An 18810-nucleotide genomic window follows, 5' to 3' on the forward strand; every position below is an offset into this window, starting at 1 on the left:
GGTTTCTTAAACCACTCCTTAACCAGTTTCGGAAAAACATGAGTTATGGAAATTTTGATTGAAATGTTCTCTTTTTGATCTCATAAGGAACGTAATGAGAACATAGACACAGCGATCCATGGCAATGATTGCCCAGGGTTTCGAACTGTGACAGTAAGAGGAAACGCAATGGCAACGGCAGATCTACTCAGCATGGACAGCAAAAAATCGGCAGACAAGCAAAAGGCACTCGATTCCGCATTGGCACAGATCGAGCGGCAATTCGGCAAGGGCTCGATCATGAAACTGGGCGCCGAGGGCGCTGTTCAGGATATCAAATCCAGCTCCACCGGATCGCTGGGTCTCGACATCGCCCTTGGCATCGGCGGTCTGCCCATGGGCCGAATCGTAGAGATCTACGGCCCTGAAAGCTCGGGCAAAACCACGCTAACGCTGCATTGCGTGGCCGAGCAGCAAAAAGCGGGCGGCGTCTGTGCGTTTGTTGACGCAGAACATGCGCTGGATCCGACCTACGCCAAAAAACTTGGTGTCGATATCGATGAATTGCTCATCAGCCAGCCTGACACGGGCGAACAGGCGCTTGAGATCACCGACACGCTGGTGCGGTCGGGGGCTGTGAACATGGTCATCGTCGACTCCGTGGCGGCGCTCACGCCGAAATCCGAGCTTGAAGGCGATATGGGCGACAGCTCCGTCGGGGTACAGGCGCGTCTGATGAGCCAGGCGATGCGCAAACTCACGGGCTCCATCAGCCGCAGCAACTGCATGGTGATCTTTATCAACCAGATTCGCATGAAGATCGGCGTGATGTTCGGCTCCCCCGAAACAACAACCGGCGGGAATGCGCTGAAATTCTATTCATCTGTCCGGCTCGACATTCGCCGCATTGGCGCCCTCAAGGACCGGGATGAGGTGGTCGGCAACCATACCCGCGTAAAGGTGGTGAAAAACAAGGTTGCAGCCCCGTTCAAACAGGTTGAATTCGACATCATGTATGGCGAAGGCATCTCAAAGATGGGGGAGTTGCTCGATCTGGGGGTGGCCGCCGGTGTGGTCGATAAATCCGGATCCTGGTTCAGCTATGGTGATGAACGCATCGGACAGGGACGTGAGAACGCCAAGAGCTTTTTACGTGAGAACGTCCAGATGGCGCTGGAGATCGAGGACAAGATCCGCGCCGCCCACGGGCTCGATTTCGACATGCCCGCGCATGAGCGCAAACAGGATGACGATATCCTCGAAGCCTGACCCGGTTTATTCTGGAAAAACGGAGCGTGGGAGGCCCCCGCGCTCCGTTTTGCGTTTATCCTGTGCCAGCTTGTGGACAGCCGTGCTTAGCAAGGTTATTTGATCGGGAACTGAATTTCACGCCCGAAGGCCCGCCCCACCATGCAAACGCTGAACGATATCCGCTCCACCTTCCTGTCCTATTTCAAAAATCAGGGCCATGAGGTCGTGGCGTCCAGCCCGCTGGTGCCGCGCAATGACCCGACGCTGATGTTCGCGAACTCCGGCATGGTGCAGTTCAAGAACCTCTTTACCGGTGTCGAGACCCGCGCCTATTCGCGGGCGTCGACCAGCCAGAAATGCGTACGCGCGGGCGGTAAACACAATGATCTCGATAATGTCGGCATGACAGCGCGTCACCTGACGTTTTTTGAGATGCTCGGGAATTTCAGCTTTGGCGACTACTTCAAGGAACAGGCGATCCCATACGCCTGGGAGGTTCTGACAAAGGAACTGCACATTCCGAAGGAAAAGCTTCTGGTGACGGTGTACCATACGGATGACGAAGCCGCGCGCATTTGGAAAGAGGTTGTGGGATTGCCGGAGGATCGGATTATTCGGATCGCAACGGACGACAATTTCTGGCGGATGGGGCCGACGGGCCCCTGCGGCCCCTGCACCGAAATATTCTACGACCATGGTGAGCATATCTGGGGCGGTCCTCCCGGCTCGCCCGAGGAAGATGGCGACCGCTTCATCGAAATCTGGAACGTCGTGTTCATGCAGGACGAACAGTTTGATGACGGGACGACGAAGCCCCTGCCCATGCAGTCAATCGATACAGGCATGGGATTGGAGCGGATATCGTCGCTGTTGCAAGGCACCAATAACGTCTTTGAAACGGACCTGATGCGGGCGTTGGTCGAAGCCTCCGCCGATGCAACCTCTACCGGCACGGAGCATAGCGTTATCACGCACCACCGGGTGATCGCGGACCACTTGCGCTCCACGTCGTTCCTGATGGCGGACGGGGTCATGCCCAGCAATGACGGGCGCGGCTATGTGCTGCGGCGGATCATGCGCCGGGCCATGCGGCACGCCCATCTGCTCGGCGCGAAAGACCCGTTGATGCATCAGTTGGTGCCCGCATTGGTCAGACAGATGGGCGCGGCCTACCCGGAATTGGGGCAGGCGCAAAGCATGATCGAGCAGACCTTGCTGCAGGAAGAAACCCGGTTCAAACAGACGCTGGAGCGGGGCCTGAAACTGCTGGACGACGAGATCGGCGCTTTGCCAGATGGGGCGGCCTTGCCTGGCGCGACGGCGTTCAAGCTCTATGACACCTACGGCTTCCCGCTTGATCTGACCCAGGACGCCCTGCGCGAACAGGGGCGTGGTGTTGATACGGATGGGTTCGACATCGCCATGGCGGAGCAGAAGGCCAAGGCGCGTGCGGCCTGGTCCGGGTCTGGCGAAGCAGCAGATGCGACGATCTGGTTTGATGTGGCGGATGAACACGGCGCAACCGATTTTCTGGGCTACGACACGGAGGTGGCGGAGGGTGTCGTGCTGGCCATTGTTTCGGATGGTAAGAAGACCGATGCCCTGGAGAAGGTCGGCGATGCCGCCTGGGTGGTGTTCAACCAGACGCCTTTTTATGCTGAATCCGGCGGCCAGGTTGGCGATCACGGCTATGTCCGGATCGTGGAGGGCACGCATGAGGTGTCAGAAACCCGGTTTTCGGGACATGTCAGCGATGTTCAGAAACGCGGCGGGGGTCTCTTTGCCCATTACGTCACCGTCGACACGGGGCGTCTTGATGTGGGCGATGCGGTCCAGCTGGCGGTGACCCATGACCGTCGGACGGCCATTCGCGCCAACCATTCCGCCACACATTTGCTGCACGAAGCGCTGCGCGAGACCTTGGGCGACCATGTCGCACAACGCGGTTCGCTCAATGCCGAAGACCGTTTGCGGTTCGATTTCAGCCACAGCAGCGCCCTCAGCCCCGAACAACTGGCCAAGGTTGAGGCAGATGTGAACCGCTATATCCGCCAGAACGCACCGGTTGAGACCCGCATCATGACACCCGATGACGCGCGCGAGATGGGCGCACAGGCGCTGTTCGGCGAAAAATACGGCGACGAGGTGCGCGTGGTCTCCATGGGGCACAAGGCGGGATCCGGCAAGGGGGCCTCGGGCGATACCTATTCGCTGGAGCTTTGCGGTGGCACCCACGTGCGCCAGACCGGCGATATCGGGGCCTTTGTGACGCTGGGCGACAGTGCCAGCAGCGCCGGTGTGCGCCGGATCGAGGCGCTGACAGGGGCCGCCGCGATGGAACACCTGCGAACCCAGGACCAGCGCCTTGCCGCCGTGGCCCTAGATCTCAAGGCGCAGCCTGCCGACGTGCCGGAGCGGGTCCGCAGCCTGATGGAGGAACGCCGCGCGCTGGCAGGTGAGGTCGCGCAACTGCGCCGCGCGCTTGCCATGGCGGGTGGCGGCGGGACCGCCACGCCAGAGGCGCGCGATGTCGGCGGAACCGCCTTCATGGCGCAGGTGCTGGCCGGGGTGACGGGCCGGGATCTGCCCGCACTGGTGGACCAGTTCAAGGAAAAGCTGGGCAGCGGTGCCGTGTTGCTGATCGCGGAGGCGGACGGCAAGGCCGCCGTGGCCGCCGGTGTCACCCAGGATCTGACCGGCGCCTTGTCTGCCGTGGACATGGTCAAGGCCGCCGTGGCGGCCCTGGGCGGCAAGGGTGGCGGTGGGCGCCCGGATATGGCGCAGGGCGGGGCCAAGGATGCCACCCAAGCGGATGCCGCCATCGCGGCTGTCGAAACCATACTGAAAGGATAGGCCATGGGGGCACTCTGGATCGCGCATGTGACCGTCACGGATGATGCGGCTTACGCCAAATACGCAGCCCTGGCCACACAAGCCATTGCGGCGCACGGCGGGCATTTCATCGCGCGCGGCGGGCGCTTTGTGCAGCTTGAAGGGCAGGCGCGACCGCGCAATGTGGTGGCGCGTTTTCCCGATATTGAAACTGCGGAAAAATGCTATAATTCAGATATTTATCAGCGCGCCTTAAACCACGCCCGCGATGCCTCCGAACGCGAGCTGATGATTATCGAGGTCGACGAGTAGCGCGCAGGGGGGTTTACCCTGCACGCGCCATCCGCTTGCGCTCATGCGGGTCGAGATAGCGCTTGCGCAACCGGATCGCGTTCGGGGTGACCTCGACAAGCTCATCGTCGTCGATATAGGCAATCGCCTCTTCCAGGCTCAGCGTGATCGGCGTCGTCAGTCGCACCGCCTCATCGGTGCCGGATGCCCGCACATTGGTCAGTTTTTTGCCCTTGAGCGGGTTCACTTCAAGGTCATTTTCGCGGCTGTGTTCGCCAATAATCATGCCGGTGTAGACGTCCGCCTGCGCCCCGATCATCATCTTGCCGCGCTCTTCGAGGTTCCATAGCGCGTAGGCCACCGAGGTGCCGTTTTCCATGGAGATCAGAACCCCGGCGCGGCGGCCCGGGATCGCCCCCTTGTGCGGGGCCCAGCCATGAAACACGCGGTTCAGCACGCCTGTGCCCCGCGTGTCGGTCAGAAACTCGCCGTGATAGCCGATCAAACCGCGCGAGGGGACATGCGCCACGATGCGGGTCTTGCCCGCACCGGCCGGTTTCATCTCGACCAGCTCGCCGCGGCGTGCGCCGGTGATCTTTTCGATCACGGCACCGGAGTATTCATCATCCACGTCGATGGTGGCCTCTTCGATCGGTTCATGCCGCACCCCTTCGATGTCGCGAAACAGCACCTGGGGGCGCGAAATCGACAGCTCGAACCCTTCGCGGCGCATGTTTTCGATCAACACGCCCATCTGCAACTCGCCCCGGCCCGCGACCTCAAAAGCCTCGCCGCCCGGCGTGTCGCTGATCTTGATCGCGACATTGCTTTCCGCTTCTTTCATCAAACGCTCGCGGATCACGCGGGATTGGACCTTCTTGCCGTCGCGTCCTGCCAGCGGGCTGTCGTTGATCCCGAAAGTGACGGTGATGGTCGGCGGGTCGATCGGTTGCGCGGGCAGGGCCTCGGTGACCTGGGGCGCCACGATACTGTCGGCCACGGTGGCCTTGGACATGCCGGCAAGGCTCACGATGTCGCCTGCCTCTGCCAGATCAATGGGTTGCTGGGTCAGCCCCCGAAACGCAAGGATCTTGGTAACGCGGAAGTTTTCGATCAGGTCGCCATCCCGCGACAGGGCCTTGACCGTCTCGCCTGCTTTCAACGTGCCGGATTCAACGCGACCCGTCAGGATGCGGCCGATGAAAGGGTCCGCGCCCAATGTGGTCGCCAGCATGCGGAACGGGGCCACGCGGTCTGCGATCTGGGCAGGGGCGGGCACATGCGCCAGCACCAGATCGAACAGAGCAGAGAGGTCCTTGCGCGGTCCGTCCAGCTCCATATCGGCCCAGCCGTTGCGGCCGGAGGCATACATCGCCGGGAAATCCAGCTGGTTGTCATCCGCCCCGAGGTTGGCGAAAAGGTCGAAACACTCATCCAGGGCGCGGTCCGGTTCGGCGTCGGGCTTGTCGACCTTGTTCAGCACCACAATGGGCCGCAGCCCCAGCGCCAGCGCCTTGGAGGTGACGAATTTGGTCTGCGGCATCGGGCCTTCGGCGGCATCGACCAGCAGCACAACGCCATCGACCATCGACAGGATCCGCTCCACCTCACCGCCGAAATCGGCGTGGCCGGGGGTGTCCACGATGTTGATCCGCGTGCCTTTCCACTCCACCGAGGTGGCCTTGGCCAGAATGGTGATCCCGCGTTCGCGTTCCAGATCATTGCTGTCCATGGCCCGTTCCGCAGTGGCCTGGTTTTCCCGGAATGTGCCGGATTGCTTGAGCAATTCATCCACCAGCGTGGTCTTGCCGTGGTCAACGTGAGCAATGATTGCGATGTTCCGCAGGTCCATGGGAGCGCCTCATTTTAACTGGATATGCGCATCAACGCGCAGCTTTGGGGGGCGCATACCGCGCGCCTCGGCAGAAGGCCAGCGATAATTGCCGGTTGCCGTGTCCTCTAATGCTGGGTCGTGTTGGACAACAGATGAATGACCAAAATCCCCGCGATAATCAGCACCAGACCAATGATTGCCGGCAAATCCAGCCGTTGGCCAAACACCACAAAGCCAATGCAGGCGATGAACACGATCCCCAGACCGGACCAGATCGCATAGACCACGCCCACGGGCATGAATTTCAGCGTCAAACCCAGCAGGTAAAAGGCGATGGCATAGGCCACGATGACCACCAGTGTCGGGCCCAGCCGGGTGAACTGCTGGCTGGCCTGCAGCGCGGTTGTGCCAACGGTCTCGAACAGAACGGCCAGCGTGAGAAAGAGATAGGGCATCGGCAGCGGCCTTTCGCGGTGGGCCCGGCAGGCCGTGCGTGCCTTTCTGGGTCCCATCGCAAAGCGGGGCAAGGACCTCGGCAAAGCACGGCGCCGGATGAGGAAATGAGACAAGCTCTTGTGCCCCGGCATATCCGCCCGCCCCGCGCGGATCAAGTCACTGGCCCGGTGGACAGCGCCTCATGTGGCGATATAGCGGTCGCGCCGGTGATTGAAGGTGATCACAAGGTTCAGAACCACAGCCCCCAGCAGGGAGTAGAGCACCACAGAGGGCGGAAACAGCAAAAGCGCCACGGCAAAGATGACCGCATCGACGATCAGTTGCACCCAGCCTGCCCTGAACCCGGTGGTGTCCTGCACAAGCAAGGCCACCACGCCGAGGCCCCCCATCGAGCCGTTGTGCCGGAACATGGCCAAGAGGCCAATCCCGACCATTGCGCCAAAGGCCACAGCCCCAAGGGCCGGGTGGATATACGCAAACTGCAGCCCCCCCGGCATGAGTTCCGTCAGCACCGACATCAGCGTCACGGAAGCGATGGATTTCAGTGTGAACTCAAGCCCAAGCCGGCGGTAGGCCAGCAGATAGAACGGCAGGTTGACGATAAAGAATATCACGCCGAAGGAATAGCCCGTCAGGTAGGACAGGATCACCGCGATCCCCGCCGTCTGACCGGTGATCAGCCCAACAGTGGTGAGAACATGCACGCCAAGGCTGCACAGAAAAATGCCGACGCCCAGCCCTTGTATGTCTTCCCAGCGGGTATGTTTGATCGGATCGTTGGATGAGATTTGCATGCCCCGAGCTACGGTTGCATCCCCGCGTCTGTCCATGCCGTAAGCTGCGTTTGATGCTCCAAAACGGCGGCAAATCACCCGTGTGGCTAAAAATTCAGCGCCCGGGCCTCCTTGCTGCGTCAGCCGACAAGCGCCTTGTTCAGGTTCTCGTCCAGCTTTTCCAGAAAGCCTTGCGTGGTCAGCCAGCGCTGATCAGGGCCGACGAGCAGCGCGAGATCCTTGGTCATGAAGCCACTCTCCACCGTATCGACGACCACACGCTCCAGCGTTTCAGCAAAATTCATCAGCGGCGCGTTGTCGTCCAGCTTGGCGCGGTGCTTGAGCCCGCCGGTCCAAGCATAGATCGAGGCGATGGAGTTGGTCGAGGTGGCCTCGCCCTTCTGATGCTGGCGGTAGTGCCGCGTCACGGTGCCGTGGGCCGCCTCGGATTCAACGATCTTGCCGTCGGGCGTCATCAGCACCGAGGCCATCAGCCCCAGAGAGCCAAAACCCTGGGCGACCGTATCGGATTGTACGTCGCCGTCATAGTTCTTGCAGGCCCAGACATAGCCGCCCGACCATTTCATCGCCGAGGCGACCATGTCGTCGATCAGCCGGTGCTCGTACCAGATGCCCGCGGCTTCGAACTGCTTTTTGAATTCGGTCTCGTAGATTTCGGCAAAAAGTTCGAGAAAGCGGCCATCGTATTGCTTGAGAATCGTGTTCTTGGTCGACAGATACACCGGCCAGCCAAGGTTGAGACCATAGTTCAGCGAGGCGCGGGCAAAATCGATGATGGATTTGTCGAGATTGTACATCGCCATGACCACACCGCTGTCGGGGGCATCAAAGACCTCCCGTTCGATCTCGGTGCCATCTTCACCGACAAACTTCAGCGTGACCTTTCCCTTGCCCGGAAATTTGAAATCCGTGGCACGATACTGATCCCCATAGGCGTGACGCCCCACCACAATCGGTTTGGTCCAGCCCGGCACCAGACGCGGCACGTTGCGGCAGATGATCGGCTGGCGAAAGATCACGCCCCCCAGGATGTTCCGGATTGTGCCATTGGGCGAGCGCCACATCTGCTTGAGACCGAATTCTTCGACACGGGCCTCATCCGGCGTGATGGTGGCGCATTTCACGCCAACCCCATGTTCCTTGATCGCCAGCGCGGCGTCCACGGTGATCTGGTCATCCGTGGCATCGCGTGCCTCCATCCCGAGGTCGTAGTATTTCAGATCGATGTCCAGATAGGGCAGGATCAGCTTTTTCTTGATGAAGTCCCACATGATGCGGGTCATTTCGTCACCGTCGAGTTCGACAACGGGGTTTTCCACTTTGATCTTTGTCATTAGGGGCTCCTGAGGCTGGGGGCGGGCTTGGGCGCGGTTTAGCTCAGTTGGTCTTGCGGGGAAAGTGATTTGTATACTGTTGCATACTGATCTCTCCCTTCTGCCGTTTAGCTGGGCGATTTTGCAAAAAAACCCTTTAGTCTGGGAAGAATCCAATCCCACAGCCCTGGCGCACCGCGCCGGATCGGCGTGCCCACGCGCGCCTCAAGCTGCGCCAGTGTCACATTGTAATCGCGCCACGATCCGCCGCCATTGGCGAGGTTGCCGACGGGGACCTGCAACCGGTCGATGGATTTGGCAAAGATCGCGTCCGGCGTCTGCGCGGCTTCGAACTCTTCCCAGAGGGCCCGGAAGGACGCACGCTGATCGTCGGGCAGCAACCCGAACAACCTGTCAGCGGCGGCCTGTTCCTGCGCGTCCTGGGCGGCTTTGTCTACCACCCCGTGAATCGGATTGTCGCCTGCGTCGATCTCCACGATATCGTGCAGCAGCAGCATTTTCAGAACCCGGTCGATCTGAACCGCCGGGTCCGCCTGATCCGCCAGAACATAGGCGTAGAGCATGACGTGCCACGAATGCTCAGCCGAGTTTTCAAACCGCGATCCGTCATGCAGGCGCGAGGCGCGCAGCACCGATTTCAGCTTGTCCGCCTCGCTCAGAAAAGCGATCTGAGCCTCCAGGCGTTCAGTCATCCGACGATGACGCCTGCGCGTTTGCCAAATCCTCTTTCAGCTTGGCCAGAAGCTCGCGTGCCCGTTGCTCGGCGCGCCGGACCCGCACGGCGGTCAGATAGGCCTCTTCCATGGTCTGGGACGACCCGCCAATGGTATCGGCAATCCGCTGCACAAAGGCATCATCGCCGGTGGCATTGATGATCTTGAGGCTTTCCAGCGCCAATTCGTCCGCGACGTCTTCGACAATCCCCATCGGCTTACCGCGTCGTTTCCGTGAGACGCCGTTTGACGTATTCGGTTGTCTTGTCGATCAGCGTGTCCTGATAGGGTTCTTCAAAGAAGTGCCCGGCACCTTCGACCTGTTCGTGGGTGATCGTGATGCCCTTTTGCTCATGCAGCTTGGCCACCAGATTTTCGGTGTCGGCGGGCGGGGCGACCCGATCCGCCGTGCCGTTGATAATCAGGCCAGAGGCCGGGCAGGGCGCGAGGAAGGAAAAGTCATACATGTTCGCAGGGGGGGCCACAGAGATAAAGCCGGTGATCTCGGGCCGCCGCATCAGGAGCTGCATCCCGATCCAGGCCCCGAAGGAAAAACCCGCAACCCAGCAATGCTTGGAATTGTTGTTCATCGATTGCAGGTAATCGAGCGCCGAGGCTGCGTCCGACAGCTCCCCAACGCCCTGGTCATATTCGCCCTGGCTGCGCCCGACGCCGCGAAAATTGAACCGCAGTACCGTGAACCCCATGTTGTAAAAGGCGTAGTGCATCCGGTGCACGATGACATGGTTCATGGTCCCGCCGAACTGCGGGTGCGGGTGCAGGATGATCGCAATCGGTGCGTCGCGTTCTTTCTGGGGGTGGTAGCGGCCTTCGAGGCGGCCTTCGGGTCCGGGAAAAATGACCTCAGGCATGAGTGTCCCTGTATGCAATGTCCTTGGTCCTGTCTCGCATTCTTGACGAGGTCTGCCAGGTACCTTAGAACGGTTCTAAATCTTGCGCAGGGCGCATCTGCGACTGCGAGCTTTGGACTTAGGCATTTATACTCTCGGCGTCAATCATTTGACGGCGGCGCACGACTTGAGACTGACAGATTGGGAGACAGGCGATGAAGCTTTCGACAAAAGGCCGCTATGCGATGGTCGCACTGGCAGACATCGCCCTGCAACCCGAAGGAACGCTTGTATCGCTGGGGGATATCTCGACGCGGCAGTCAATTTCGTTGCCTTATCTCGAGCAGCTTTTTGTCAAACTCCGGCGGGCTGAGCTGGTCACATCGGTGCGCGGGCCGGGCGGCGGATACCGGCTGGCACAGCGCAGCTCGGACATCCGTGTGGTTGACGTCCTCGCGGCTGTGGATGAGACGGTGGATGCGATGCACAAAGGGGCAGGGGCCTCGGGAGGGGAATCAGGCAGCCGCGCGCAATCGCTGACCAACAGATTGTGGGAAGGCCTCAGCGCGCATGTTTACGTGTTTCTGCATCAGACCCGCCTGTCGGATGTTGTCGCCAACGAACTGGCGCCCTGTCCTGCGGTGCCGAACCTTTTCAACGTCGTGGACGAAGAACCGGCCGGCGTCTGAGCGCTGTCGCCGTTTTAGAACAATCGGAGCCTGAAACATCATGGAGCGGGTATATCTGGATCATAATGCCACAGCCCCGCTGAGACCGGAGGCGCGTGAGGCGATGCGGGCGGCCATGGATCTGGTGGGCAACCCGTCGTCTGTGCATGCGGAGGGACGGGCGGCCAAAGGCGTTGTTGAGCGTGCACGGATACAGGTTGCGGGTCTTTTGGGGTGCGCGCCGGGTGATGTGATTTTCACGTCCGGTGCGACAGAGGCCGCGAGCCTCGCGATCCCTGAAGACGCCAGTGTGTCGAGCGCGGGCATTGAGCATGACGCGGTGCTGAGCTGGGTGCACAAGGACGGTGCCGATCTGACGCCTCTGCTGGATGTCGACCGGAACGGTGTTCTGACCGGCACCGCGCAGGGTGGTTGCTTCGAAGAGAGGATCTGGGATGATATCGTTGCCCTGCAGGCCGCCAACAGCGAAACCGGCGTGATGCAGGATACGTTGAAACATGCCCAGGCGTTCTGGGCGTTGAAACGCGATGTCAAGGTGTTGGTGGACGCGGTGCAGGCCCTTGGCAAGGTGCCGTTTTCGTTTGCCGACACCGGTGCTGACCTTGTCATGGCCTCAGCCCACAAGCTCGGAGGTCCAAAGGGCGTTGGGGCGTTGATTGTCAAACACGGCATTGACGTCAAAGCCCGTATCCGCGGCGGCGGGCAGGAGATGGGGCGACGCTCGGGCACCGAGAATGTCATCGGCATTGCCGGATTTGGGGCCGCTGCAGAGGCCGCAGCACGAGATGTTGCGTCGGGCAGATGGGAAGAAATTGCAGAACTTAGAAAGATTCTAGAAAATGCCCTTGCAGCCGACGCAAAGACAACTATTTTTGTCGGGAAAGACGCACCACGTTTGCCAAACACCCTGTGCCTCGCCACTCCTGGATGGAAGGGAGAGGCCCAGGTGATCCAGATGGATCTGGCCGGTTTTGCCATCAGCGCGGGCTCTGCCTGCTCCAGCGGCAAGGTCAAAGCCAGCACGGTTTTGCAGGCGATGGGCTACGACGAACTGACCGCAAGCAGCGCGATCCGCGTCTCCTTGGGGCTGGAGACAACCAAAGAGCAGGTGATGCGGTTCGCGCAGACCTGGCTTGACAAAGAGAAGAAGTTCCGCGCCCGCGCGGCCTGAAAATCGGAGGATACCATGACAGCACTCGACCAGACCGTTGCACCGGATATGCAGGTGAAAGAAGGCGTTGATCAGGAGACCGTCGATGCCGTGCGTCAAGTGGGTGGCAAGTATAAACATGGCTGGTCCACGGACATCGAGATGGAATACGCGCCAAAGGGGTTGGGCCCCGATATCGTGCGGCTGATTTCCGAGAAAAACGAAGAGCCCGAGTGGATGACGGAATGGCGTCTGGCGGCCTACGACCGCTGGCTGCAAAAGAAAGAACCCAAATGGGCGATGGTCGATTATCCAGAGATCGACTTCCAGGACCAATACTACTATGCGCGTCCGAAATCGATGGAAGTCAAGCCCAAGTCATTGGACGAGGTCGACCCCAAGCTCTTGGAAACCTACAAGAAACTTGGCATTCCACTGAAGGAGCAAATGATCCTGGCCGGTGTCGAAGGCGCCGAAGAGCTGGGCGATGCGCCGCGTAAGGTGGCTGTGGATGCGGTGTTTGACTCCGTCTCTGTCGGCACGACTTTTCAGGAGGAACTCAAGAAAGCCGGTGTGATCTTTTGCTCCATCTCGGAGGCGATCAAGGATCATCCCGAACTGGTGAAAAAATACCTCGGCACCGTTGTGCCCGTGTCCGACAACTACTACGCGACGCTGAACTCCGCCGTTTTCTCGGATGGCTCGTTTGTCTATGTGCCGCCGGGCGTGCGCTGCCCGATGGAACTCAGCACCTATTTCCGCATCAATGCGGAGAACACCGGTCAGTTCGAACGGACACTGATCATTGCCGACAAGGGCTCCTATGTGTCCTATCTGGAAGGCTGCACCGCACCCCAACGCGACATTGCACAACTGCATGCGGCGGTGGTCGAGATCATCGTGGAGGAAGACGCGGAGGTGAAGTATTCCACCGTGCAGAACTGGTATCCCGGTGATGAGAACGGCAAGGGCGGCATCTATAACTTCGTGACCAAGCGCGCCGATTGCCGCGGCGACCGCGCCAAAGTGATGTGGACGCAGGTGGAAACGGGCTCTGCGGTTACGTGGAAGTATCCCTCTTGCATCCTGCGCGGCGACGACAGCCAGGGCGAGTTCTACTCCATCGCCATCGCCAACAACATGCAGCAGGCCGACACCGGCACCAAGATGATCCATCTGGGCAAGCGCACCAAGTCGCGGATCGTCTCCAAGGGTATCTCGGCGGGCAAGGCGCAGAACACCTATCGCGGGCTGGTCTCCATGCACCCCAAGGCGAAAGAGGGGCGGAATTATACGCAATGCGACAGCCTGCTCATTGGCGATAAATGCGGTGCCCATACAGTGCCGTATATCGAGGTGAAGAATAACTCTTCGCGGGTCGAACATGAGGCGACAACCTCCAAGGTGGATGACGACCAGCTCTTCTATTGCCGCTCGCGCGGGATGGACGAGGAGGAGGCCGTGGCCCTCGTGGTCAACGGGTTCTGCAAGGACGTGCTGCAGGCGCTGCCGATGGAGTTTGCCATGGAAGCACAGCAGCTGGTGGCGATTTCGTTGGAGGGGTCGGTTGGGTGATATCCGCTGTTGCTGAGGTTAGCCTAATGGAACGGGTCGGCGCCTTGCTTGTATCAAAATCTGCCGCAGTGCTCTTCGGTGTGAGTGCGGGGCTTTGCTCTTTTGCGGGTACCAGATTTCCGGAAAGCACATTTGGCTCTGTGGTGTTTTTTGGTCCAATCACGTTGGCTTGGATCTGGGCAGCCTACTCTTTCTTCACTTACCACGCCGGCACACAGTTTTCGAGTTCGCAGGAACGTTATATTTCTGCGAGTGCGACGCCCGGTGGAATGGCGGTTTGGACCAGCATGGTAACGTTGGCCGTCATGGTATTGGCAGTTGGGAGTGGCCAATGATCCTGACCACCACCAACACCGTCGAAGGCCGACCCATCACCGCCTACAAGGGCATCGTTGTGGGCGAGGCGATCATGGGCGCCAACATCGTGCGCGACTTCTTTGCCTCCGTGACGGATGTGATCGGCGGGCGCTCGGGGGCCTATGAGAGCAAGCTGAAGGACGCCCGTGATGAGGCCATGCAGGAGATTGCCGAACGGGCCGCAGCACTGGGGGCAAATGCCGTGGTGGGGATCGATCTCGACTATGAGGTGATCGGGGACAGTATGCTGATGGTCTCCGTGTCCGGCACCGCGGTCACCGTCTCCTAAACAACTTCAAGAACACGCCGAAAGGCATTGAAATAGAACGCCTCTGTGCGGTTTAACATAAGGGAAGAAAGACATGCTGAGCATCAAGAACCTGCACGTGAAACTGGAAGAAGAAGACAAGGAAATCCTCAAGGGGGTCGATCTTGAGATCGAGGCAGGCAAGGTGCATGCGATCATGGGGCCAAACGGGTCGGGCAAATCCACGCTGTCTTATGTGCTGTCGGGCAAGGACGGCTATGAGGTCACCGAGGGTACGGCAACGCTGGAGGGCGAGGACGTGCTGGAGATGGAACCCGAAGAGCGCGCGGCAGCGGGCCTGTTCCTGGCCTTTCAGTACCCGGTGGAAATTCCCGGTGTCGGCAACATGACGTTCCTGCGCACCGCGGTGAACGCACAGCGCAAGGCACGCGGCGAAGAGGAAATGTCGGCGGCCGACTTCCTCAAGCTGATCCGGGCCCGGGCCAAGGACTTGAAGATCGACGCGGATATGCTGAAACGCCCCGTGAATGTCGGCTTTTCAGGCGGCGAGAAAAAACGCAATGAAATCATGCAGATGGCGATGCTGGAGCCCAAGATGTGCATCCTCGACGAGACCGATTCCGGTCTGGATGTCGACGCGATGAAACTGGTGGCAGAGGGCGTGAATGCGCTGCGCAATGCGGGCCGTGGCTTTCTGGTCATCACGCATTATCAGCGCCTTCTGGACCACATCAAACCGGACTATGTGCACATCATGGCGGACGGCAAGATCGTGAAAACCGGTGGGCCCGAGCTGGCGCTGGAAGTTGAAAACAACGGCTACGGCGACATCCTGGCAGAGGTGGCGTGATGGCCGAAGCAGCAGTTCAACAATCCACAACCGACGCGCGTCTTGCGTCACTGACCCTGCCCACAGGCGGATGGTCCGAGGTCGCGCGCAAGCAGGCAGAGGCCCGCCTGCGCAAGATGGGGTTGCCCGAGCGGCGCGACGAATACTGGCGCTACACCCGTCCGGAGACGCTGACACAGGCAATTGCTGTGCCCGCCGCCTTGTTTAACAATGATGAAACGCCGATTTTCGGCGAGATCGACCGTCTGAGCATCGTCTTTGTGGACGGTGTCTTTGACGCGGAGGCGTCGGATGACCTGAGCCTCGAGGGTGTCAGCATCGAGCGTCTGGCAAACGCCACCAGCGATCTGCACTGGGCGCGCGATCTCTACGGCACGCTGGAGGAAAAAGGCCAGACCCCGGTGCCGCGTCCGCTGGCAGCACTGAACACCGCCTACGCCACCGACGGGATACTGATCCATGTGACCGGGAAGATCAGCAAGCCGATCAGCCTGCAGTACTTCCACCAATCCGAAACCTCGGACGCGATCCTTCATCATGTGATTCGCGTGGATGCGGGTGCCGAGGTCACCCTCCTCGAGAACGGTCCCGCAGCGGCCCGGTTCAACAAGGTGATGGAAGTGGACATCGCCGACACCGGCGTGTTCCACCATGTGCGGGCACAGGGGCGGGATCACGAACGCCGGGCAGCGACACATATCTTTGCACGCCTCGGGGCGGAAAGCACGTTCAAATCCTTCACCCTGACGGCGAACGGCGTGATGACCCGCAACGAGTGTGTCATCGAGCTGACCGGTGATGACGCGATTGCCCATGTCGCGGGTGCCTGTGTGGGGGACGGGGATTTTCACCACGATGACACGGTCTTTGTGACCCATGATGCGGTAAACTGCGAAAGCCGTCAGGTATTCAAGAAAGTGCTCCGCAACGGGGCGACGGGTGTGTTTCAGGGCAAGATCCTCGTACAACCCGGCGCGCAGAAAACCGATGGTTACCAGATCAGCCAATCGCTGCTGCTGGATGATGACAGCCAGTTCCTTGCCAAACCCGAGCTTGAAATCTATGCCGATGATGTGGCCTGTTCGCATGGCTCCACCTCGGGCGCGATCGACGAAGGGGCGCTGTTTTACCTGCGCTCGCGCGGCATCCCGGAAGGCCCGGCAACGGATTTGCTGACGCTGGCGTTTCTCGCCGAAGCGGTCGAGGAAATTGAAAATGAAGATCTGCGCGAAGAGATCACGGGGCGCCTGGCAGCCTGGTTGGAGCGGCATCGAAGCTGATGGCGGTCACCCGCAACATAACGGCCACATATCGAGGGCCCGGTCGCGTTGTGGCCGGGCTTTTGGCTCTGGGGCAGAGGGAAGACCGGGCGCTGGCCTATCTCATGGCCGGATGCGTCGTGGTGTTCATCGCTCAGATGCCCCGTCTGGCGCGCGAGGCGCATCTGACCGGGCAGGATCTCAACATGATGATGGGGGGAACGCTGCTGGCGTGGATCTTCATTGCCCCGCTGGTGCTCTATTGTCTGGCGGGGATCAGCCACTTGATTGCCAGGCTCTTCAAGGGGCAGGGCACTCATTACGGGGCGCGACTGGCGCTGTTCTGGGCGCTTCTGGCCGCGTCGCCGCTGATGCTGTTGAATGGTCTTGTTGCAGGCTTTATAGGTCCGGGACTTGAACTGCAGGCCGTGGGCTTCATCTGGTTTGTGGTGTTCGTCTGGTTCTGGCTGGGCGGGCTGATCGCGGCGGAGCGTGCAGAGGTATCATGACCCAGACCACCACATTCCCGGAACTGGCCCTGCTGACGCTGCGGGACCCGCGCGCTGCCGCAGAGATCATTCTCGGCTGGAATATATCTCGCGAAGCTCTCTGGACGGCCATTGCGCTGGTCAGTGTAATCGTGACAATCCTGTCGACACTGTCGAACCTGGCCTTTCCCGTACCCGCGCCGTTGAATGCCGTCGTGGGTAATCCGCTGATGTATTTCATTGTCGCGGCGGGCGGGTTTGTGGCGACTGTCTATGCGGTTTACTGGACCGGTATGATGCTGGGCGGGCGTGGCACGGTCGAGGACCTGATGCTGCTGATCCTATGGCTCCAGGCGCTCCGCGCCGCCGCTCAGGTGGCGGTACTGCTCACCTTGCTGGTCGCGCCGGTACTGGCAAGCTTTCTGGTGTTGTTTGTTGCGGTCGCCACGCTTTGGATCTTTGTTCAGTTCATCAGCATCGGTCTGCATCTGGAATCCATTTTGCGCGCACTTGTCGTGTTGGTTATCAGTGCTGTGGCGCTGGTTGCCGGTCTGAGCTTTCTGCTGTCCCTGATCGGCTTTACCCCGGTAGGAGGACCTCCAAATGTATGATGTAGAGAAAATCCGGGGCGATTTCCCGATCCTCAGCCGCGAAGTCAATGGCAAACCGCTGGTCTATCTCGACAATGGGGCCTCGGCCCAAAAGCCGCAGGTGGTGATCGATGCCATAAGCAACGCCTATGCCCACGAATACGCCAATGTGCACAGGGGTCTGCACTTCCTGTCGAACCTGGCCACCGACAAATACGAAAGCGTCCGAGGGGTGATCGCGCGGTTTCTCAACGCGGCATCCGAAGATGAGATCGTGCTCAATTCAGGCACCACCGAAGGCATCAACATGGTCGCTTATGGCTGGGCGATGCCACGTCTGGAAGCGGGGGATGAGATCATCCTGTCGGTGATGGAACACCACGCCAATATCGTGCCCTGGCATTTCCTGCGCGAACGGCAGGGTGTCGTGCTGAAATGGGTGGATGTGGACAGCACCGGCGCCTTGGACCCGCAGGCGGTGATCGATGCCATCACCCCCAAGACAAAGCTGATCGCCGTCACGCATCTGTCCAATATGCTGGGCACACGGGTGGATGTGAAAACCATCACCGCCGAAGCCCACGCCCGCGGCGTGCCGGTTCTGGTCGATGGCTCGCAGGCCGCCGTGCATCAGCCTGTCGATCTGCAGGATCTGGGCTGTGATTTCTATGCCATCACCGGGCACAAGCTTTACGGACCGTCGGGATCAGGCGCGATCTATGTCAAGGCGGACCGCATGGCCGAGATGCGCCCCTTCATCGGCGGCGGCGATATGATCAAGGAAGTGACCAAAGAGACAGTCACCTATAACGACCCGCCGATGATGTTCGAAGCCGGCACGCCGGGGATCGTACAGACCATCGGTCTCGGCGTCGCACTTGAGTATATGATGGAGTTGGGGATGGAGAATATCGCCGCCCATGAGGACGGCCTGCGGGATTACACCAGCGCGCGCCTCAGCGGTCTGAACTGGCTTCAACTTCAGGGCACAACCCCCGACAAAGCCGCGATTTTCAGCTTTACCCTGGACGGCGCGGCCCATGCCCATGACATCTCGACCATTCTCGACAAGAAGGGTGTGGCGGTGCGGGCCGGGCAGCATTGCGTCGGACCGTTGATGGAGCATATGGGCCTGACGGCGACCTGCCGCGCGTCCTTTGGTCTCTACAACACCAAGGCCGAAGTCGATGTCCTGGTCGAAGCGCTCGAGCTCGCGCATGATCTTTTTGCCTGACCGATCAAAGATTTT

General features: G+C 60.1%; 19 protein-coding genes. 12 read left to right on the top strand and 7 right to left on the bottom strand.

Features of this window, described 5'->3' with window-relative positions; translation table 11 throughout:
• Window positions 1-168: 168 nt before the first annotated feature.
• The 3 genes from recA (at window position 169) to H7847_RS03980 (ending at window position 4374) form a co-directional block, all read left to right on the top strand.
• On the top strand, window positions 169-1248 hold the full coding sequence (gene recA / locus H7847_RS03970; RefSeq protein ID WP_227268077.1) for a recombinase RecA: 1080 nt from the start codon (window positions 169-171) through the stop codon (window positions 1246-1248).
• A 141-nt stretch (window positions 1249-1389) separates the two neighbouring features.
• Window positions 1390-4083, top strand: coding sequence for an alanine--tRNA ligase (alaS, locus tag H7847_RS03975; RefSeq protein WP_227268078.1), 2694 nt, complete (start codon window positions 1390-1392; stop codon window positions 4081-4083).
• Window positions 4084-4086: 3 nt separating this feature from the next.
• Complete coding sequence (locus tag H7847_RS03980; protein WP_227268079.1) at window positions 4087-4374, top strand: DUF1330 domain-containing protein; 288 nt, start codon at window positions 4087-4089, stop codon at window positions 4372-4374.
• Between the two features lie 13 nt (window positions 4375-4387).
• Here the strand turns inward: H7847_RS03980 and typA are convergent, their stop codons facing one another.
• The 7 genes from typA to H7847_RS04015 form a co-directional block, all read right to left on the bottom strand.
• Entirely contained in the window at window positions 4388-6205 is a 1818-nt protein-coding gene (gene typA / locus H7847_RS03985; protein ID WP_227268080.1) for a translational GTPase TypA, read from the bottom strand.
• Between the two features lie 107 nt (window positions 6206-6312).
• Window positions 6313-6642: a DMT family transporter gene (locus tag H7847_RS03990; RefSeq protein ID WP_227268081.1), complete on the bottom strand. Its 330-nt coding sequence runs from the start codon at window positions 6640-6642 to the stop codon at window positions 6313-6315.
• A gap of 180 nt (window positions 6643-6822) precedes the next feature.
• Window positions 6823-7437 carry a YitT family protein gene (locus tag H7847_RS03995; protein WP_227268082.1) on the bottom strand — a complete coding sequence of 205 codons (615 nt, stop codon included), beginning with the start codon at window positions 7435-7437 and terminating at the stop codon, window positions 6823-6825.
• Window positions 7438-7556: 119 nt separating this feature from the next.
• The gene (locus tag H7847_RS04000; RefSeq protein WP_227268083.1) at window positions 7557-8771 is read right to left on the bottom strand and encodes an NADP-dependent isocitrate dehydrogenase; all 1215 of its coding nucleotides are present in this window, start codon (window positions 8769-8771) and stop codon (window positions 7557-7559) included.
• A gap of 107 nt (window positions 8772-8878) precedes the next feature.
• Window positions 8879-9463, bottom strand: coding sequence for an HD domain-containing protein (locus tag H7847_RS04005; RefSeq protein ID WP_227268084.1), 585 nt, complete (start codon window positions 9461-9463; stop codon window positions 8879-8881).
• A complete protein-coding gene (locus H7847_RS04010; protein ID WP_227268085.1) occupies window positions 9456-9698 on the bottom strand; it encodes a hypothetical protein in 243 nt (80 codons plus the stop codon). The genes H7847_RS04005 and H7847_RS04010 overlap by 8 nt, the downstream gene beginning before the upstream one ends.
• 4 nt (window positions 9699-9702) lie before the next feature.
• Window positions 9703-10356 (bottom strand): alpha/beta hydrolase, encoded by a 654-nt coding sequence (locus H7847_RS04015; RefSeq protein ID WP_227268086.1) that lies wholly within the window; start codon window positions 10354-10356, stop codon window positions 9703-9705.
• 194 nt (window positions 10357-10550) lie between these two features.
• Between H7847_RS04015 and H7847_RS04020 the strand changes: the two genes are divergently transcribed.
• The 9 genes from H7847_RS04020 to H7847_RS04060 all read left to right on the top strand — a co-directional run bounded on the left by H7847_RS04020 (window position 10551) and on the right by H7847_RS04060 (window position 18795).
• Window positions 10551-11024, top strand: a complete 474-nt coding sequence (locus H7847_RS04020) for a Fe-S cluster assembly transcriptional regulator IscR (RefSeq protein ID WP_227268087.1) — start codon at window positions 10551-10553, stop codon at window positions 11022-11024.
• A 40-nt stretch (window positions 11025-11064) separates the two neighbouring features.
• The gene (locus H7847_RS04025) at window positions 11065-12195 is read left to right on the top strand and encodes a cysteine desulfurase family protein (RefSeq protein ID WP_227268088.1); all 1131 of its coding nucleotides are present in this window, start codon (window positions 11065-11067) and stop codon (window positions 12193-12195) included.
• Window positions 12196-12210: 15 nt separating this feature from the next.
• The gene (gene sufB / locus H7847_RS04030; protein WP_227268089.1) at window positions 12211-13749 is read left to right on the top strand and encodes a Fe-S cluster assembly protein SufB; all 1539 of its coding nucleotides are present in this window, start codon (window positions 12211-12213) and stop codon (window positions 13747-13749) included.
• 331 nt (window positions 13750-14080) lie between these two features.
• Window positions 14081-14395, top strand: coding sequence for a YbjQ family protein (locus tag H7847_RS04035; protein ID WP_227268090.1), 315 nt, complete (start codon window positions 14081-14083; stop codon window positions 14393-14395).
• Between the two features lie 73 nt (window positions 14396-14468).
• Window positions 14469-15224 carry a Fe-S cluster assembly ATPase SufC gene (gene sufC / locus H7847_RS04040; protein ID WP_227268091.1) on the top strand — a complete coding sequence of 252 codons (756 nt, stop codon included), beginning with the start codon at window positions 14469-14471 and terminating at the stop codon, window positions 15222-15224.
• Entirely contained in the window at window positions 15224-16504 is a 1281-nt protein-coding gene (locus H7847_RS04045) for a SufB/SufD family protein (RefSeq protein ID WP_227268092.1), read from the top strand. Before sufC ends, H7847_RS04045 begins: the two co-directional genes overlap by 1 nt.
• Window positions 16504-16992, top strand: a complete 489-nt coding sequence (locus H7847_RS04050; RefSeq protein ID WP_227268093.1) for a YIP1 family protein — start codon at window positions 16504-16506, stop codon at window positions 16990-16992. The genes H7847_RS04045 and H7847_RS04050 overlap by 1 nt, the downstream gene beginning before the upstream one ends.
• Complete coding sequence (locus H7847_RS04055) at window positions 16989-17582, top strand: YIP1 family protein (protein ID WP_227268094.1); 594 nt, start codon at window positions 16989-16991, stop codon at window positions 17580-17582. Before H7847_RS04050 ends, H7847_RS04055 begins: the two co-directional genes overlap by 4 nt.
• The gene (locus H7847_RS04060) at window positions 17575-18795 is read left to right on the top strand and encodes a cysteine desulfurase (protein ID WP_227268095.1); all 1221 of its coding nucleotides are present in this window, start codon (window positions 17575-17577) and stop codon (window positions 18793-18795) included. Before H7847_RS04055 ends, H7847_RS04060 begins: the two co-directional genes overlap by 8 nt.
• Window positions 18796-18810: the final 15 nt, after the last annotated feature.

The organism is Roseobacter weihaiensis (assembly GCF_020622345.1).
GTDB classification, from domain to species: domain Bacteria; phylum Pseudomonadota; class Alphaproteobacteria; order Rhodobacterales; family Rhodobacteraceae; genus Roseobacter; species Roseobacter weihaiensis.